This window comes from Thiocapsa sp. UBA6158 (assembly GCF_002423035.1).
Taxonomy (GTDB): Bacteria; Pseudomonadota; Gammaproteobacteria; order Chromatiales; family Chromatiaceae; genus Thiocapsa.
On the sequence record NZ_DIUM01000030.1, the window covers coordinates 13733 to 29582 of the forward strand.

Here is a 15850-nt window from a genome sequence, read left to right on the forward strand (position 1 = left end):
TTTTTCGTGGATGCGACGACCGCACGCCCCTCACAGGCGTTCTAGCGTCGCGCGAATCCAATCCTCGGCCCTCTCGTTCACCGCTTTCGCGGTCTCGCCCGCGCAATCGATCGGCTCTCCGATCACGACCCGGATGGTGCCCGGGACGCGCCACAGCGAACGGGCCGGCCAGCAGTCGCCGGCATTGTGGGCGATCGGGACGACCCGTCGTCCCGCACGACAGGCCAACATGGCGCCTCCTGCGTTGAATTGCCCCATATGCCCCGGCGGCTGACGCGTCCCTTCCGGGTAGATCACCACGCTGACACCCTGCGCGAGCCGTTCCTGACCGACCCGCAAGAGCGTCTTCAAGGCCTGACCCGGCTGGCCTCGGTCGATCGCAATCGGTCGCAGCAGGTGGAGTGCCCAACCGAAGAACGGCACCCAGAGGAGCTCGCGCTTGAGCACGGTCGCCTGAGGCGTGAAGAGCAACTGAAGGTAGAAGGTTTCCCACTGACTTTGGTGATTGGCCAAGACCACCACCGGCTCGTCCGACGGGATATTCTCGAGCCCGGTGACCTCGATCTCGACACCGTTGAGCCGACGCAGCAACCACATGGTCGCTTGCGTCCAGAGGTTGACGAAGCGATAACGTTCCTCGAAAGTCTGAAATGGGGCTGCAGCGACACTGACGAGACTGTGAACAATCCCCATCAGATTGTAGAGCACGAAGAAGAGGATGCTTCGAAGCCTGATACCGACGCCGATCGGGCGCCCGACGGAAGCATCCCGGCCGGATGCTTCTGTTCGCTCGGCACTCGGCGCCTGCCGTACTGCAAGATCGGCGTCGGGACGATGTCTTTCGGTCATACGCTGTTCCGTGACTGGTTACGGATGGCCTCGGCACGGAACATGGGAGCGAGCGCAGCCTCGGCCAAGCGGCCGCGGGTGGCGAAAACAGCTCGACTCCGAAAAGCCTCGCGTCGAGCGCCGACCGGAGCAACATCCCGGCTCGATCGAGCAGCAATCGAGCCGGCAGGATTCCGCTTTGAGAATTCGCGTACCGCGATTAGCATAAGGATACCATGGACATCTCAGACGCCGACCGCATCAAGTCCCGCGAGATCCCCTTCCAGGAGATCCATCCGGATCCGCATCAGGCCGCGACCGCCGCACGGTTCCTGAGGGATGTGGACGGCATCCTCGACACCGACCCCGTCGCACCGATCCTGCTGCGGGTCACCTACGACGTGCTCGTTACCCGCCTCCAAGAGATCGAAGAGGCACTGACCGAGCTGGGTCTCCACATCGACAACCGCTTGATTTACCGTCTCAGGCGTGCGCTCTACTACTACACGGAAGACACCTTCCGCGCCAACTGCGGGTGTCCGAACGGCGAGAGCAACTGCACCAAGAAGGTCTTCGCCAAGCGCTACGAGCTGATCGAGCACGGATGTCGGGACGATCGGCCGGAGCACTGGCGGAGGTATTTGTAGCCTCCAGCCTCCAGCCTCCAGCCTCCAGCATGTGGACCGCGGCCGGCACCCTGATATCCGCCCTCGAGCGCGTTGCACCTGATGCGAACGACCTGATCGCTCGACAGCATGCCGAGCGAGCGCGCCTCGTCGACCGCAAGCAGCTCCAAGCCAACCCTGGCCGGCGGCTCGGAGCCGGGGTCTCCGCGTGACCGACGCCGAGCTTCTGCGCTACAGCCGCCAGATCCTGCTGCCCGATTTCGGGATCGAGGGTCAAGAGCGGCTTCGTGCATCCAGCGTCCTGGTGGTCGGACTCGGCGGATTGGGCTCGCCGGTGGCCATGTATCTCGCCGCGGCCGGTGTCGGGCGGCTGGTGCTGGCTGATTTCGACGCGGTGGATCTGTCCAACCTCCAGCGCCAGATCGTCCACACGACCGCTCATATCGGACGGCCCAAGGCGGAGTCGGCCCGCATCGCGCTCGCCGCGCTCAATCCGGACGTGGATCTGGTGACCGTCAAGCGCAGCCTCGTCGAAGAAACGCTGCCGGGCATCCTCGCCGACGTGGACCTGGTGCTCGACTGCTGCGACAACTTCCAGACGCGGTTTGCCGTGAACGCGGCCTGTGTGGCTGCCGGTATCCCGCTGGTCAGCGGCGCGGCGATCCGTCTCGAGGGACAGGTCACGGCCTTCTCCGGACAACCCGGCGGACCCTGCTACCAGTGCCTCTATCCGCGTGACGGAGGCATCGAGGAGACCTGCTCGACCAACGGCGTACTAGCCCCGGTGGTCGGCATCGTCGGCAGCATACAAGCAACCGAGGCGATCAAGATCCTGACCGGACTGGGAGAGCCGCTGTTCGGGCGCCTCCTCCTGCTGGATGCAGCACTCATGCAGTGGCGTAGCCTGCGCTTGCCTTCCGATCCGCAATGCCCGATCTGTTCGGTCACGCGCGTCTGAAAAGAGGCCGATGATTCGCCATCCACGGCACGCATCAGCACGCAAAGCGAAAACAGGGTGTCCGCCGCGATCCATTTGCAGCCGCTCAAGCGACTGAACACCGGCGGCACATCCATCTGCATCGGGGCGCATCATCGCGAACAGGCGCACCCGACCCTTTCAAAACGAGCAGTCGAACAGGTCACCCCTCTCATGCGCTTTGAAATCAGCCCGGATCAAATCAAAAAGGCCAACATCCCACACGAGTTGTTTCTGACCAACCTGATCGCCAACCACATCCTGCTTGCGGTCGCGATGGGCGGCTTGGCCGGAAGCTTTCCCTGGGTCATGGCGATCATCCCGGCGATCTCCTTCAGCATCCTCGGCTTCACGCTCTGGCGCGCAAAGCGCGGCATCGGGCGCGACTCCTGGTATGTCATGTGTCACTGGCAGGTCTGCGCGAAACGCAGCCGGATCTTCCTGGTGATGCTCGGTCTGCTCCTGAGCGCCGTCGTGCTCGGCTGGGTCGGCTACACCTACGGCGGGATGATGAAGGAGGCGGTCTGGGCGCTGGTGATCGGCGTCGGGATCCTGCCCGTGATGGCCACGGTCCTCGTCCTGATCATCGTCGAGTCCGATGCCCTCTATCACGCCAATCAGGCCAAGCTCCCGGATTGGGTCGTCGCCCGCTTCCCGAACGCGGAGGCTCGGGTCATCGAGGACGAGCACCAGACATCCCATCCTGCACACTGAGTCCCGAGGTCGGGATCCCGGCCGAACGATCCGGCCGGGATCAAGCCGCAACGGCGAAGGCGTAGTCGAAGACCAGCCCGACGAAGATCGCCATCCCGAAGTAGTTGTTGTTCAGGAACGCCTTGAAGCAAGGCACCGGCGCACGCTCCCGAATCAGCAGCTGTTGATAGAGCGCGAGCCCCGAAGCAACCGCCAAACCGCCGAAGAAGAAGAGCCCGCGCTCGGCCAGCAGCCCGATCCAGACCAATAGGCCCAGCATCAGCAGCTGCAGGAGCCCGATCACCAGACGGTCGTGCTCGCCGAAGAGGATCGCGGTCGACTTGATGCCGATCTTCAGATCATCCTCGCGATCGACCATGGCGTACTGGGTGTCGTAGATCAGCGCCCAGATCAGGGTCGCGACGAACAAGAGCCAAGCGTACCCCGGAATGCTGCCGGTCACGGCCGTGAAGGCCATCGGAATCGCCCATCCAAAGGCCGCGCCGAGAAACAGCTGAGGCACATGGGTGAAGCGCTTCATGAAGGGATAGATCAGCGTCAGCAGGGCCGCGACCACCGACAGGGCCACCGTCTGCCAGTTCATGAAGAGCACCAAAGCAAACGCGACGAGAGACAGGATCACGAAGATCGCCACCGCCTCTTGCGGAGAGACCGTGCCGCTCGCCAACGGCCGCTCACGCGTGCGCGCGACATGCCCGTCGAAGTTGCGATCCGCAAAATCGTTGATCGCGCATCCGGCCGAGCGCATCAACACCACCCCGAGCACGAAGACCGTGACCACTTGCCAGGGCGGCTGACCGTCCCCCGCCAGCCATAAGGCCCACAGCGCCGGCCACATCAGAAGAAAGATGCCGATCGGCCGATGCAGGCGCACCAGCAACACATAGGCATGCAGACGCTCGCGCCAGGACGGCGGACGCCGGCTGCCGGTCTTGACCTCGGGAAAGCTCATGTCGCCAATCGTCATCCGGGCTGATGTGAAGATTCGAAAATCGGCGCGGATTATCGCACAGGCACAGACGCAGGAAGAATCGCCTGCGCCACGCCGACAGGGGTGGACGCCGTGGGGCATCGCGTTCCTCACCGGCAACCAGGGTCAACCCCGCGGGACGCTGTCGAGCAGGTCGCAGCCCCGGCATGATTCGGCGTCGACGGGTCACTCGTCCGCAACGCGTCGCTGTACAATCCCGACCTTCGTGTCTTGCACCATGCGGCCGTTCGAGGCCGCCCCCGGGAGCACCATGACCGACCGCATCCCTGTCGAATTGTCGACACCCCGAGAGGTTCGGACCGGCATCGCTCGGAGTCCGGTATGGCCGCCACGCCCCGTCGCCGGCTTCACCCCCTGCCCGATTCCCCGCTGCCCCGCATCCCGGACGAGGGTGTCGGCGCAAATCACCCTACCCCAAGGAGAGGCATGGCCCATGACGACGCATTCAAGAACACCCGGCCGGCTCGCCGGCTCGCGGCTCGACTCGGCGCTGCCGACGCTGAGCGCCGCGTTGCTGATCCTGACGGTCGGCTCGACGGTGCTCGCAGCGGATCAGCCGGCCACGGGTGCGGACAAGACCCCGCCCCCACCGGCCGTCGTGGTCGCCGCCGTGGAGACCCGACTCGTGGATCACCACGGCCGCTTCATCGGGACTATCCAGGCAATCCAACAGGTCAGCGTCCAGGCACGGGTCGAGGGGTTCCTGGATGAGGTCGCGTTCGACCAGGGTTCGCTGATCAAGACCGGACAGCTCCTCTACCGGATCGATCAGGCCCCGTTCCAGGCCCAGCTCGACGCGGCCAACGCCGAGCTGGCCTCGGCCGTCGCCGACGTCGCCAAGGCCGAGGCGGACCTGCTGGACGCGCAGGCCCAGTTCGAACGCTTCTCGGCGCTGGTGAAGAAGGGCGACACATCTCAGTCCGAGTTCGATCGATCGCGGGCTCAGCGCGACATGGCCGAGGCGAACCTGGACAAGGCCAAAGCCGCCGTGCTGCAGGCCCAAGCCGACATCAAGACCGCCCAAATCAACCTCGGCTACACGACCATCGCCAGTCCGATCGACGGGCGCATCGGTGCGACCAACTACACCGTCGGCAACCTCGTCGGGCCGAGCAGCAAGGTCCTCTCCACCGTGGTGCAGCTCGATCCGATCCGCGCAGTCTTCTCGATCCCGAGCGCGGACTTCGTGCGCGTCACGGAGGCGGCCGGCACACCGGGCGAGAATTTTCAAGACTACGTACCCGAGCTGATCCTCCCGACCGGCGCGACCTATACCCAAAAAGGGACGATCGCCTTCGTCGACAACCAGGTCAACGCCAGTACCGGCTCGATCGCCATCTATGCGGACTTCCCCAACCCGGAAGGCGTGCTGCTGCCGGGCCAGTTCATCACGGCACTCATCCACACCGCAGAGCAGAAGCGTCAACCCGTGATTCCGGCCGGGGCGCTCATCCAGACCAAGGACGGCAAACAGGTCTATGTCGTGAGTCCGGACAATCGGGTGGCCTTGCGGACCATCAAGACGGGCAGTCAGATGGGGACCGACTTCGTCGTCGATTCCGGACTCAAGGAAGGCGAGATCGTCGTCGTCTCGGGCATTCAGAAGATCAAGGCGGGAATGGTAGTGACGCCGACACGAGCGACTGCGCCCGAAGAGGGGGAGGACACCAAGACCGACGCCACAAGCGAAACCCCCTCCGAGAAGACACCGCCTGCGCCCGCGAGCGAGACCGGCGCCGCCATGCCTGCGACGACAGGGCCTGAGACCAGAGAGAACGACGCCGCGGATCAGACCACACCCCAACCCGCGCCCAAGACGGGGAGCTGAGCATGATCGCCAAGATCTTCGTCGATCGGCCACGCCTCGCGGCAGTCGTCTCGACCGTCATCGTGGTGGCCGGACTCCTGTCGATCTTCAACATCCCGGTCTCTCAGTATCCGAATATCGTCCCCCCGGTGGTGCAGGTCACGGCCAGCTACCCGGGCGCCGACGCCCAGACCATCGCCGACACGGTCGGCAGCCCGATCGAGCAGCAGGTCAACGGTGTGGAGGGCATGATCTACATGTCCTCGACCGCCTCCGCCGCGGGCACCTATAACCTGACGGTCACCTTCGAGGTCGGCACCGACCCGAACATCGCCCAGGTCAACACCCAAAACCGGGTCTCCCAGGCCCTCGCCCAGTTGCCCCAAGAGGTCCAGGCGCTGGGCATCACGGTCCAGGCCGAGTCCACCAACCTGCTGCTCTTCATCAACGTCTACTCACCGGACGGCAGCAAGGACCCGATCTTCCTGTCCAACTTCACGACCATCAACATCCAGAACGAGATCGCGCGTATCCCGGGCGTCGGCGAGGCCAACCTCTTCGGACCGCTCAATTACTCCATGCGCATCTGGCTCGAGCCCGAGCTGATGTCCGCGCTCGGGATCGCCCCGAGCGACGTCATCGGCGCCATCCAGGCCCAGAACCTGCAGGCCGCGCTCGGCCAGATCGGCGGCCCGCCGATCGGCAACGATCAGGTGCTCCAATACCCGATCGTGACCGAAGGCCAGCTGGTTCAGCCGAGCGAGTTCGAGCAGATCGTGGTGCGTACGGGAGAGGACGGAGCCATCGTGCGCGTGAAGGACGTCGCCCGGGTCGAGCTGGGTGCCGCATCCTACGGTCAGATGTCCTATCTCAACGGCAAGCCGGCCGCAGCCATCGGCATCTATCAGTCCCCGCAGGCCAATGCGCTGGATGTCGCCGAGGCGGTCCGCGCCGAGCTCGAAACGCTCAAGACGCGCTTCCCGGCCGGTGTGGAGGCCGAGGTCATCTACGACTCGACCCTCTTCGTGAAGGCGTCGATCCAGGAGATCCTGTTCACGCTGGCGATCACCTCGGTGATCGTGCTCCTGGTGGTCTTCATCTTTCTGCAGGACCTGCGCGCGACCATCGTCCCGGCACTGACCATCCCGGTGTCCCTGATCGGTGTCTTCGTCGTCCTGCTCGCAGCGGGGTTCTCGGCCAACACCATCAGTCTCTTCGCGGTGGTTCTGGCGATCGGCCTGGTCGTCGACGACGCCATCGTCGTGGTGGAAAACGTCCAGCGCCTCATGCTCGAAGAGGGGCTCGACCGACGCGCCGCCAGCCTCAAGGCCATGGAGCAAGTCACCGGGCCCATCATCTCCACCACACTGGTGCTGTTTGCGATCTTCGCGCCCGTTGCCTTCCTGCCCGGTATCTCGGGCGAGATGTTCCGCCAGTTCGCGCTGACCATCTCGGCGGCGGTGGCCATCTCCGCGCTGAATGCGCTGACGCTCTCCCCGGTCCTCTGTTCGCTCTTTCTGCATAAGCCGAAGGCGGCGAAACGCGGACCCTTCGCCTGGTTCAACGCCGGATTCGACAAGACCCGCAACGGCTATGTGGGCATCGTCCGCATCTTCGCCCGACGCTCCGCGGTGGCGGGCCTGCTGATCGTCCTCATCGGGATCGCGGCCGTACTGCTCCTGGACCGCCTGCCGACCGGCTTCATCCCCAACGAGGACCAAGGCGTCCTCTTCGTCGACGTCAGCCTGCCCAGCGGCTCCGCCTTGCCGCGCACCACGGATGTGCTCAAGCAGGTCCAGGAGATCGCCTCGCGCACGCCCGGTGTCGCCAACGTCATGACGGTCTCGGGCTACAGCATGCTCACCAGCGCCCCCTCGTCCAACAGCGGCATGGGCGTCATCGTCCTCGACCCCTGGGACGAGCGCGACACGCCGGAGCTGCGGATCAAGGGTCTTCTCCAAAGCCTCCAAGGGCAGATGAGCACCATCCCCGAGGCCACGGTGTTCCTCTTCCCGCCGCCGCCCATCCCGGGGCTCGGCCAAGCCAGCGGCTTCACCATGCAGCTCGAGGCCCTCGGCGGGCAGTCCCCGATGGAGCTGACCCAGACGCTGCAGGGTCTAATCGCCACGGCCCAGCAGGACCCGCGCATCGGGCGGGCCTACTCATCCTTCAGCGCCGATGTCCCGCAGCTCTACCTGGAGCTTGACCGAACCAAGGCACAGTACATGGATGTCCCGGTCGCCGATGTCTTCAACACCCTACAGGCCACCTTCGGCAGCACTTACGTCAACAACTTCACTTATCAAGGGCAGACCTATCAGGTCAACGTCCAGGCCGACCAGAATGCACGCATGACGGTCGACGATCTCGCGGGCGCCTATGTCCGCTCGACCAGCAGCGCCATGGTCCCCATCGGCACCTTGGCGACCATCCGCGAGCAGCTGGGAACAGACCTGGTCTTCCGCTACAACGAGTTCCTCACGGCAATGATCAGCGGCAGCCCGGCCCCCGGACACTCGGCAGGCGACGCCATGGCCGCCATGCAGGAAGCCGCCAAAAAGGCACTGCCCGAGGGCTATGGCTTCGAATGGACCGCCCTGTCGCTGCAGGAGGCACAACAGAGCGCAGGCGGAGAGATCGCCATCTTCGCCTTGGCGCTCCTCTTCGGATACCTCTTCCTGGTCGCGCTCTACGAGAGCTGGTCCATCCCCTTCGCCGTCTTGACCTCGGTGACCGTCGCCATCCTGGGTGCCGCGGTGACCCTTTGGCTCGCCGGACTCGACAACGACCTCTACACCCAGATCGGGTTGGTCCTGCTGATCGGTCTCGCCGGCAAGAACGCCATCCTCATCGTGGAGTTTGCCAAAGAGCAGCGCGAGGGCGGCAAGAGCCTGCTGGATGCGGCCCTCGTCGCCGCGCACATGCGATTCCGCGCCGTGCTCATGACCGCGCTCGCCTTCATCATCGGTCTCATGCCCTTGGTGCTCGCGACCGGTGCCGGCGCCAACGCCCGCATCCACCTGGGATCCACCGTGCTCGGCGGCATGCTCTTCGCCGTGATCTTCGGCATCCTGCTCATCCCCGCCCTCTACATCATGTTCCAGTGGCTCGGCGAAAAGGGGGGGGCCTGGATGACGTCGAAGCCGGAGGATACGGCCGAAGACGCCGACGCGCAGCCGACGGCCGAGGCCAAGGCCACCGAGGTGCGCGGATAGGCGGTCGCCCCGTCGTCGGCGGATCCATCCTCGGCGACGGGCTCGAGGCGGGCCTGCCGCGATCGTCGGGAGGATTCCGAATCGAAGGAGGTGAGCTCCCGGATCTAAACCGCGTCCAGAGCGAAATGCGTCATTCTCATTCTCTGTCTGGCTTCGGAGATTTCTTCGGCCTCGCTGGAGACGCGGTTTAGAATTTTTTATTATTCAAGATCTTAAACCTCACAGACTCCGACTCTCGCCGAATTTGCCAACACTGATCCAATCCAAAAACATCGCATACCGCGTCAGGCGCGGTTTAGTGCAGCAGGGAAGATGTGTCGAGACCGTTCGTTGTCGTCATCGACCATCGATAACCACAACGAAAATGATCTCGGACGGGCTCGGAATCGCTGCACCGCTCCACCTGGAGACCCTGCATCTTCTCTCGACACCCGCCAATGCCGAGTCCCTGGCCCGCGCGATTCGACAGGATCAGGCGGGCGAGGCCCGGCCGCGAGCCTTGCTCGACGCGGACGGCGGTTGATCGTGCGCGGGAACCGCTTCGTCCCCGACGCTTGGGATGCTGACCTCTGCTGGCGGAAACAAGACCGAAGGACGCTGCAACGGATTAGTGCCCTGATCACGGACACCGCTCGCGAGCCGTTCGCCGGGATCGGCAAGCCCGAGCCCCTGCGCGGCAATCTGTCGGGCTACGGGTCGCGCGGACAGGACCTCGATGAGGCCACGCTGCCTGACTGGCATGCGTGACACCGCAGAGCGGGTGTCAAAAGTCCACTTCGACATCAGGTCCACATGGAGCCTGGCGGTGATTCCATCCCCAGCGCTCCGGTCACCGCCTGAGCGTGGCGTTGGCGGGCGTCGCGGGGCGCGTCTGTCAAGACGTCGCCGGATCGGTCCGCTGCCACCATGCGGGTAGATCCGCGATCGAGTCGATCACGCCGTCCGCGCGGATCTCCGTTTCGAGATCCGCGGGCCGGAACTTGCCGGTGCGCACCAACAGTGTCTTGAGTCCGGCGGCCTGCGCGCCGGCGATGTCGCTGCGGATATCGTCGCCGATCATGAGGGTGTCGGCGGCGGGGCTCCGCAAGGCGGTCAGCGCCGCCTCGAAGAAAGGTCGTGCAGGTTTGCCCAGCACGATCGGCTCGATGCCCGTGGCATGTTTGAGGGCCGCGACAAAGGGCGCGGTGTCGAGACGCAGACCGTCCGGAGCACGCCAGTAGCGTGTCATACCGAGCGCGATCAGGAGCGGGCCGGGCTCGGCCATCAGGAGGCGGAAGGCGCGATTGAGCGTCGCATAGTCCCACCCCTCGCCCAAGTCGCCGAGGATCACCGCCTCGGCACCCTCCTCGGCGTCCGGCGGAAGCGGGATCACGCCGGTGAAGTCGGCCCGAGTGGACGGATTCACGAACAGCGCCACCCGCGAGATACCGCGCTCGGCGAGCCATGCACTCGCCGCCAAAGGCGGCGTGAGGATCTCGTCCGTCTCCACGGCGATGCCGAGCCGCGCGAGCTTGTCGACGATGGCCGCACGGGGTCGAGAGGTGGTGTTGGTCACGTACAGGTGCGGAATCGCCCGGCGCCGGACCCAGTCGATGGCCTGATCGGCCTTCTGAATCGGCTCATCGCCCTGATACAAGACACCGTCGAGATCGATCAGAATCGCATTCATCGGGATGGCCTCCTCGAACGAGCTTATCCGTAAACCTGTGGCTTCGGAGGACGCGTTTTTCACCCCGGACGCCGTCGATCATCCTAAGATCCGGTCGGTTCGACGTTTGGGCAACGGCGCAGAAAAGGCCCTTTGGCCGGTTCTCATCGATGCGAACAAATTTGGTCATTCACGGGTCGAAACCGATCACGAACCTTGTTCCGAGGCTGCCACCGGATCATGTCGTCTCGTGCCACCCCGAAAACCGGCCTGCGCGCCACATAGAAGAGCAACAACGCAAAACCCATCCCGAGGTAGAGCCAGCCGAGCAGAGTCTCGCTGCTCGGCGCCGCAGAGCCGATCTGCAGAAAGGTCCAGCCGATGGCGAGCGGCACCAGGCTACCGACGACGCGCGGCCACCAGCACCGCCCGAAGGCCGCGTACTTGGGGTCCAACGGATAGGCGGGATACTCGATACCCAGCGTGAGCCGCGATGTGTACCAGAGCGACAGAGAGCCGATCAGCGTGCCGATCAGGAACAAGAGGTTCCAAAGAAAGCCGAGATCGGCGAGCGCGAAACCGCGCTCGGCCGAGATACGCAGCAGATCCCGACCCTGGGAGGTCAATGCGAACAGGATCACCAAAACCGCGGTCCCTGCGATGGTGTAGGCGATCAACCAAGGCACCCGCAGCAGCGAGTCCCAGATGAATTTGCGTACCGGCGAGTCCCAGTAGAACCTGATCCGCCGTACCAGCCTGTCGTCGTTCGCTCCCGGTTTGCTCATGGCTGTCCTCCCGCGCATCGGGGTCAGTAGACACTCCGAGTATCGTGTTCGCGGGAGGAGGAGCCAGACCCTCGGGGCCTACTGAAATCGATCATCCGATCGGTGGTTGGAGAGCGCCGAGGCGACGTTCTCGAACCAGCCGGTGCGCACGTCTCTCGGCGTATCGAACGCCGGGATATAGGGCTTGATGTCCAGCAGCGGGGTTCCGTCGAGAATATCCACGTTCGTGATGGACAGCAGACCGCCCTCGATCTTGTCCAATCGCACGACGGACAAGCCGATCGAATTCGGACGCTTCGGTGCTCGGGTCGCAAACAGCCCGCGCGGTTCACGATCCAGAAAAGGCACGGGTTGAAGATCGAATCCGCGGCTGTGGTGAAAGTGGTAGAGCAGGATCAGGTGCGAGAAGCCATCGAGATCATTCAGGCCCTCTCGGAAAGCCTCGAGCACCTCGATCGTGCCCTGGACGCCGAGCGCACCGGTCGGTTGAATCGGCATGTCCGTGGGCTGCGCAAACGGGGAGTGGATGGTGCCGATCGGGCTGTATTCGATGTTCATAGGTCCTCGGTGACGATGACCTCGCCGCTGCTCAGCTCACCGCCGGGGTCTGGTGGATGAAGGCCGGGTCGGTCAACTGCCGCAACACGAAATCAGCCACATCGGCGCGGCTGATACGCCCTCCCTTGATCGAACGATCGCGCCCGAAGCGGTAGGCGCCGGTGCGGGGACCATCGGTCAATCCGCCCGGACGCACGATGGTCCAGTCGAGCCCGCTCGCCTTGATGAGCCGTTCCTGCTCTTCTTTGGCCATCATGATGGGTTTCAACGTCAGATCCATGATGACGCGGAACGCCCAGCTGATCTGCTCGCGACTGTCTCCGACACCCAGCGAGGTCACCGCAACGAGCCGACGCACGCCGGTTTCGCGCATCGCATCCAAGATCACGCCCGTGCCGAGCGCCTCGATCGGCTCCCGGCTCCCGTGCGAGCCGAGGACGCAGATCACGGCGTCGGCACCTTGGATGCAGCGGGTTGTCGCAGCCTGATCCAGGACATCCCCGACGACCAAGGTCAATCCTGTTTGCTCCGCAAGCTTCGAGGGATCCCGCACCAGCGCCGAGACGGCGTCTCCCTGCGCGAGGGCCTGATCCAAAACCTGGCGTCCGGTTCCCCCGGTCGCGCCGAAAAGGGCGATGTGCATTGGGTGCTCCTCGTGAAGACCGGCAGTCGATCGGCTGTCAGGTTACACCCCACAGCCAGGCCGCACCACGCACGCCGGATGAATCGCCATGCCGCGCCGGCAGCAGCCGGGTCGCAACCTGATCGGAAAAGATATGCGCCGTCCAGAGATCCGGGACGTGGCGATAGAGCCGATCGAGCTTCGAGAGTCCGCCGCCGAGCACGATCACATCCGGGTCGAGAAGATTGACGACGACCGCGAGCGCGCGGGCCAGACGCGCCTCGTAGCGTCGGAGGCTGGCCTCGCAGGCCGGGTCACCTGCGAGGGCACGTGCGGCGATCATCGCAGCGTCCAACATCCCGGCGTGACGTCGCGCATGATCGGCCGCGAGCCCCGGACCCGAGAGATAGGTTTCGACGCAACCGGCGCGACCGCAGTAACAGGGCGGCAGCGGTCGGTCGTCCGCATCCGGCAGGGGCAGCGGCGAATGACCCCACTCTCCCGCGATCGCATTGGCGCCGATCAGCAATCGGCCGTGCACCACGACACCACCGCCGACCCCGGTGCCGAGGATCACACCGAAAACGCTCTCCGCGCCGGCCCCCGAGCCGTCGACCGCCTCCGACATGGCGAAACAATTGGCGTCGTTGGCCAGACGCACCGGCCGGTCGAGCGCGGCCTCGAGGTCGCGCTGCAAGGGCTTGTCGTTCAGACAGGTGGAGTTGGCATTGCGCAGACATCCGGTGAGCCGAGACACCGAGCCCGGGGTACCGACACCCACGCTGGCACGCACGCCGAGCGCCCGCTCGGCGTCCTCTACCAGGGCTGCGACCGTGCCGACCGTCGCGACATAGTCACCCTGCGGCGTCGCCACCCGCCGTCGCAGCAGCTCGCGCCCGTCGGCACCCAGCGCGACGATCTCGATCTTGGTCCCGCCGAGGTCGATGCCGATCCGAGTCATAACGTCTGGAAGACCTGGAAGACGCGCGCAAGGCGATGGATCAACCCACCATTCCATGGGAATCGGTCAAGGCCGAACCGGGCTTGTAATGTCCTACGGATCAAGATCAAACGCAGCGCGCGCATGGCCCTGCCGGCGCTGAGCAAGGCTTCCCGAACGCGCATCGGCGCGGCGATCGAGCCCTGGCCAGCGACCCACGCATGCCGGAAACCCGCAAGCCGCAAGGTGGCGACCGCCTCTATCGGCTGCGCATTGGCGACGATCGCGTATGGCCCAATCACGAACGGCCTAGGCGCAAAACGCCTAAGCCGTTGTTTTTATGGTGCGCCCTGCGCGACTCGAACGCGCGACCACCTGATTAAAAGTCAGATGCTCTACCAACTGAGCTAAGGGCGCGAAAGCCGATTAGTATAAAGCGGCGCGCTGTCTTTTTGAAGGGTTACGACGCGCGCTCGTGAAAACGAGCGTCGTCGCGGCCGTGCGCCCCCCGATATGGCTCGATGTCGCTCAGCGCAACTCTTGTCCGATCCGCTCCAGACGGCTCTTGGCGAGACGCGCCTCCGTGCTGTTGGGGTAGCGTTTGACGACGTCCTCGAGCACGGCGCGCGCTTGGTCGAGCTGCTTCTGCTCGTACTGGATGTAGCCGATCTTGAGCATGGCGCCGGGGACCTTCGGGCTGTCGGGGCTCAGTTGGACCAAGCGATCGAGCTCGGCCAAGGCGGCCGGGTAGTTGCGCTGGACATAGTAGGTCTCGCCGAGCCAGTAGCGGGCGTTGTCGGTGAACTGGCCCTGCGGATAACGCCGGAGCAGGTCGTTGAAGCCGGCTTGAGCCTCGTTGTATTTGCGCTCTTTGAGCAGCTCGAAGGCGGCGGCATAGGCATCGCGCTCGCTGCCGCCGGTCGTCTCGGGGGAAGGCAAGGAGGGGATGCCGGCGGCTCCGCTCGACGAGGGAACGGGCGCGCCGATGGCGGGCGGCGGCTCGGGCGTCCCGACGGGGGCGTCGAGATCGCTTCCGCTGATGTCGATGGATCCGGTTTCGAGGCCGCCGTTGCGGTCGCCCGGCTCGGCCGGACCCAAGGGATCGCCGCGATCGGCGCCGAGCCGAGAGTCGATATCGAGAAATTGATCGCGTTGCTGCCGCTGCAGTTTTTGGATCTCGAACTGCTGCATCTCGACCAACCCGCGCAGTTCCTGCATCTCCATCTGCAGCTGCTGCATCTGAAGCAGGAGATCGGAGCCGGCCTGATTCTCGAGGATGCGCTCCATGCGGGCGAGCCGCGCCTCGAGGGCAGGGTTTGCAAAGGTCGCTGCCGGGACGGCCGCAGCGATCAGAGCCGCAGACAGAATCAGGACAATCGGTCGGATACCCATCGAGTACACTCCTAAAGCCTGCTCCGGTGAGAACCGAAACCTGCGCGCTCGACAGTCAACCAACGACCCAGAGCGCCAAGAAAAGCAGATTGAATGAAATTCTCAAAAGACTTCAAGCGCGTCGACGCCGACACCCGCAGACACACGCCGAAATCCGATCCCGACGGAAAACCCGCAGGTCGCACCGGACGCGATTCAATACTGGATCACGACACGCCGATTCAACCGCCATGCCTGCTCGCTATGCCCCGGATTGGCAGGACGTTCTTCGCCGTAGCTCAACGTGGACAACCGGTTCGGCGGCACACCGTCGGCGATCATCAAACGCCGCACCGATTCGGCTCGCTGATCGCCCAGCGCGAGGTTGTATTCGCGTGTTCCGCGCTCGTCGGTGTGGCCTTCGAGTGTCGCTTTGACCCCTGCGTTGGTACCCAGATAACGCGCATGGGTCTTCAGCACCGGGAGATATTCGGGTTTGATCTCGGCGGTGTCGTAGTCGAAATAGATGGTCCGCTGATACAGGGGGTTGCCGGGATCCTCCCAAGGCCCGGCATAGACCGGGCGCGTGGTTTCGAGCGGGGCAGTCGTGGTCGGCGCCGTCGGCACCGGCCGAGACGTCACCGGCTCGGTCGATTGTTTCGGCGCGCTGGTGCAGCCGGCGGCCAAGGCGACGACGAGCACGATGGCAGGGAGCATGAGCGCCGGCGCCCGGATGCCGTTGGGGTTCGTTGTCATCACAGACTCCTTC

At 64.6% G+C, this 15850-nt stretch carries 16 protein-coding genes and 1 tRNA gene; 7 read left to right on the forward strand and 10 right to left on the reverse strand.

Annotation, left to right across the window (positions count from 1 at the left end):
- Positions 1–30 precede the first annotated feature (30 nt).
- On the reverse strand, positions 31–849 hold the full coding sequence (locus tag B4N44_RS04610) for a lysophospholipid acyltransferase family protein (protein WP_296697360.1): 819 nt from the start codon (positions 847–849) through the stop codon (positions 31–33).
- Between the two features lie 215 nt (positions 850–1064).
- Here B4N44_RS04610 and B4N44_RS04615 point away from each other — a divergent pair, with 215 nt between their 5' ends.
- The 3 genes from B4N44_RS04615 to B4N44_RS04625 all read left to right on the forward strand — a co-directional run bounded on the left by B4N44_RS04615 (position 1065) and on the right by B4N44_RS04625 (position 3144).
- Entirely contained in the window at positions 1065–1475 is a 411-nt protein-coding gene (locus tag B4N44_RS04615; RefSeq protein WP_296697362.1) for a hypothetical protein, read from the forward strand.
- 187 nt (positions 1476–1662) lie between these two features.
- Positions 1663–2412: a HesA/MoeB/ThiF family protein gene (locus B4N44_RS04620; RefSeq protein ID WP_296697363.1), complete on the forward strand. Its 750-nt coding sequence runs from the start codon at positions 1663–1665 to the stop codon at positions 2410–2412.
- Between the two features lie 192 nt (positions 2413–2604).
- Entirely contained in the window at positions 2605–3144 is a 540-nt protein-coding gene (locus B4N44_RS04625) for a hypothetical protein (RefSeq protein ID WP_296697365.1), read from the forward strand.
- 40 nt (positions 3145–3184) lie between these two features.
- Here the strand turns inward: B4N44_RS04625 and ubiA are convergent, their stop codons facing one another.
- Positions 3185–4096 carry a 4-hydroxybenzoate octaprenyltransferase gene (gene ubiA, locus B4N44_RS04630; RefSeq protein ID WP_296697366.1) on the reverse strand — a complete coding sequence of 304 codons (912 nt, stop codon included), beginning with the start codon at positions 4094–4096 and terminating at the stop codon, positions 3185–3187.
- 472 nt (positions 4097–4568) lie between these two features.
- Between ubiA and B4N44_RS04635 the strand changes: the two genes are divergently transcribed.
- From B4N44_RS04635 to B4N44_RS04650, 4 genes are all read left to right on the forward strand, one after another.
- Positions 4569–5963 carry an efflux RND transporter periplasmic adaptor subunit gene (locus B4N44_RS04635; protein ID WP_296697368.1) on the forward strand — a complete coding sequence of 465 codons (1395 nt, stop codon included), beginning with the start codon at positions 4569–4571 and terminating at the stop codon, positions 5961–5963.
- Between the two features lie 2 nt (positions 5964–5965).
- Entirely contained in the window at positions 5966–9157 is a 3192-nt protein-coding gene (locus B4N44_RS04640) for an efflux RND transporter permease subunit (protein WP_296697370.1), read from the forward strand.
- A 364-nt stretch (positions 9158–9521) separates the two neighbouring features.
- Entirely contained in the window at positions 9522–9680 is a 159-nt protein-coding gene (locus tag B4N44_RS04645) for a hypothetical protein (protein WP_296697371.1), read from the forward strand.
- Positions 9681–9682: 2 nt separating this feature from the next.
- Entirely contained in the window at positions 9683–9904 is a 222-nt protein-coding gene (locus B4N44_RS04650) for a type II toxin-antitoxin system YoeB family toxin (protein WP_296697373.1), read from the forward strand.
- Between the two features lie 127 nt (positions 9905–10031).
- Here the strand turns inward: B4N44_RS04650 and B4N44_RS04655 are convergent, their stop codons facing one another.
- From B4N44_RS04655 to pal, 8 genes are all read right to left on the reverse strand, one after another.
- Complete coding sequence (locus tag B4N44_RS04655) at positions 10032–10826, reverse strand: TIGR01458 family HAD-type hydrolase (RefSeq protein ID WP_296697374.1); 795 nt, start codon at positions 10824–10826, stop codon at positions 10032–10034.
- 143 nt (positions 10827–10969) lie between these two features.
- Entirely contained in the window at positions 10970–11590 is a 621-nt protein-coding gene (locus B4N44_RS04660) for a hypothetical protein (protein WP_296697376.1), read from the reverse strand.
- Between the two features lie 78 nt (positions 11591–11668).
- Complete coding sequence (gene tsaA, locus B4N44_RS04665; protein WP_296697378.1) at positions 11669–12148, reverse strand: tRNA (N6-threonylcarbamoyladenosine(37)-N6)-methyltransferase TrmO; 480 nt, start codon at positions 12146–12148, stop codon at positions 11669–11671.
- A gap of 31 nt (positions 12149–12179) precedes the next feature.
- Positions 12180–12791, reverse strand: a complete 612-nt coding sequence (locus B4N44_RS04670; RefSeq protein WP_296697379.1) for an NAD(P)-dependent oxidoreductase — start codon at positions 12789–12791, stop codon at positions 12180–12182.
- 37 nt (positions 12792–12828) lie between these two features.
- Positions 12829–13731 (reverse strand): ROK family protein, encoded by a 903-nt coding sequence (locus B4N44_RS04675; RefSeq protein WP_296697383.1) that lies wholly within the window; start codon positions 13729–13731, stop codon positions 12829–12831.
- A 320-nt stretch (positions 13732–14051) separates the two neighbouring features.
- Positions 14052–14127 (reverse strand) — tRNA-Lys (locus B4N44_RS04680).
- 111 nt (positions 14128–14238) lie between these two features.
- Complete coding sequence (ybgF, locus tag B4N44_RS04685; protein ID WP_296697386.1) at positions 14239–15102, reverse strand: tol-pal system protein YbgF; 864 nt, start codon at positions 15100–15102, stop codon at positions 14239–14241.
- 195 nt (positions 15103–15297) lie between these two features.
- Complete coding sequence (pal, locus tag B4N44_RS04690) at positions 15298–15837, reverse strand: peptidoglycan-associated lipoprotein Pal (protein ID WP_296697388.1); 540 nt, start codon at positions 15835–15837, stop codon at positions 15298–15300.
- Between the last annotated feature and the right edge of the window lie 13 nt (positions 15838–15850).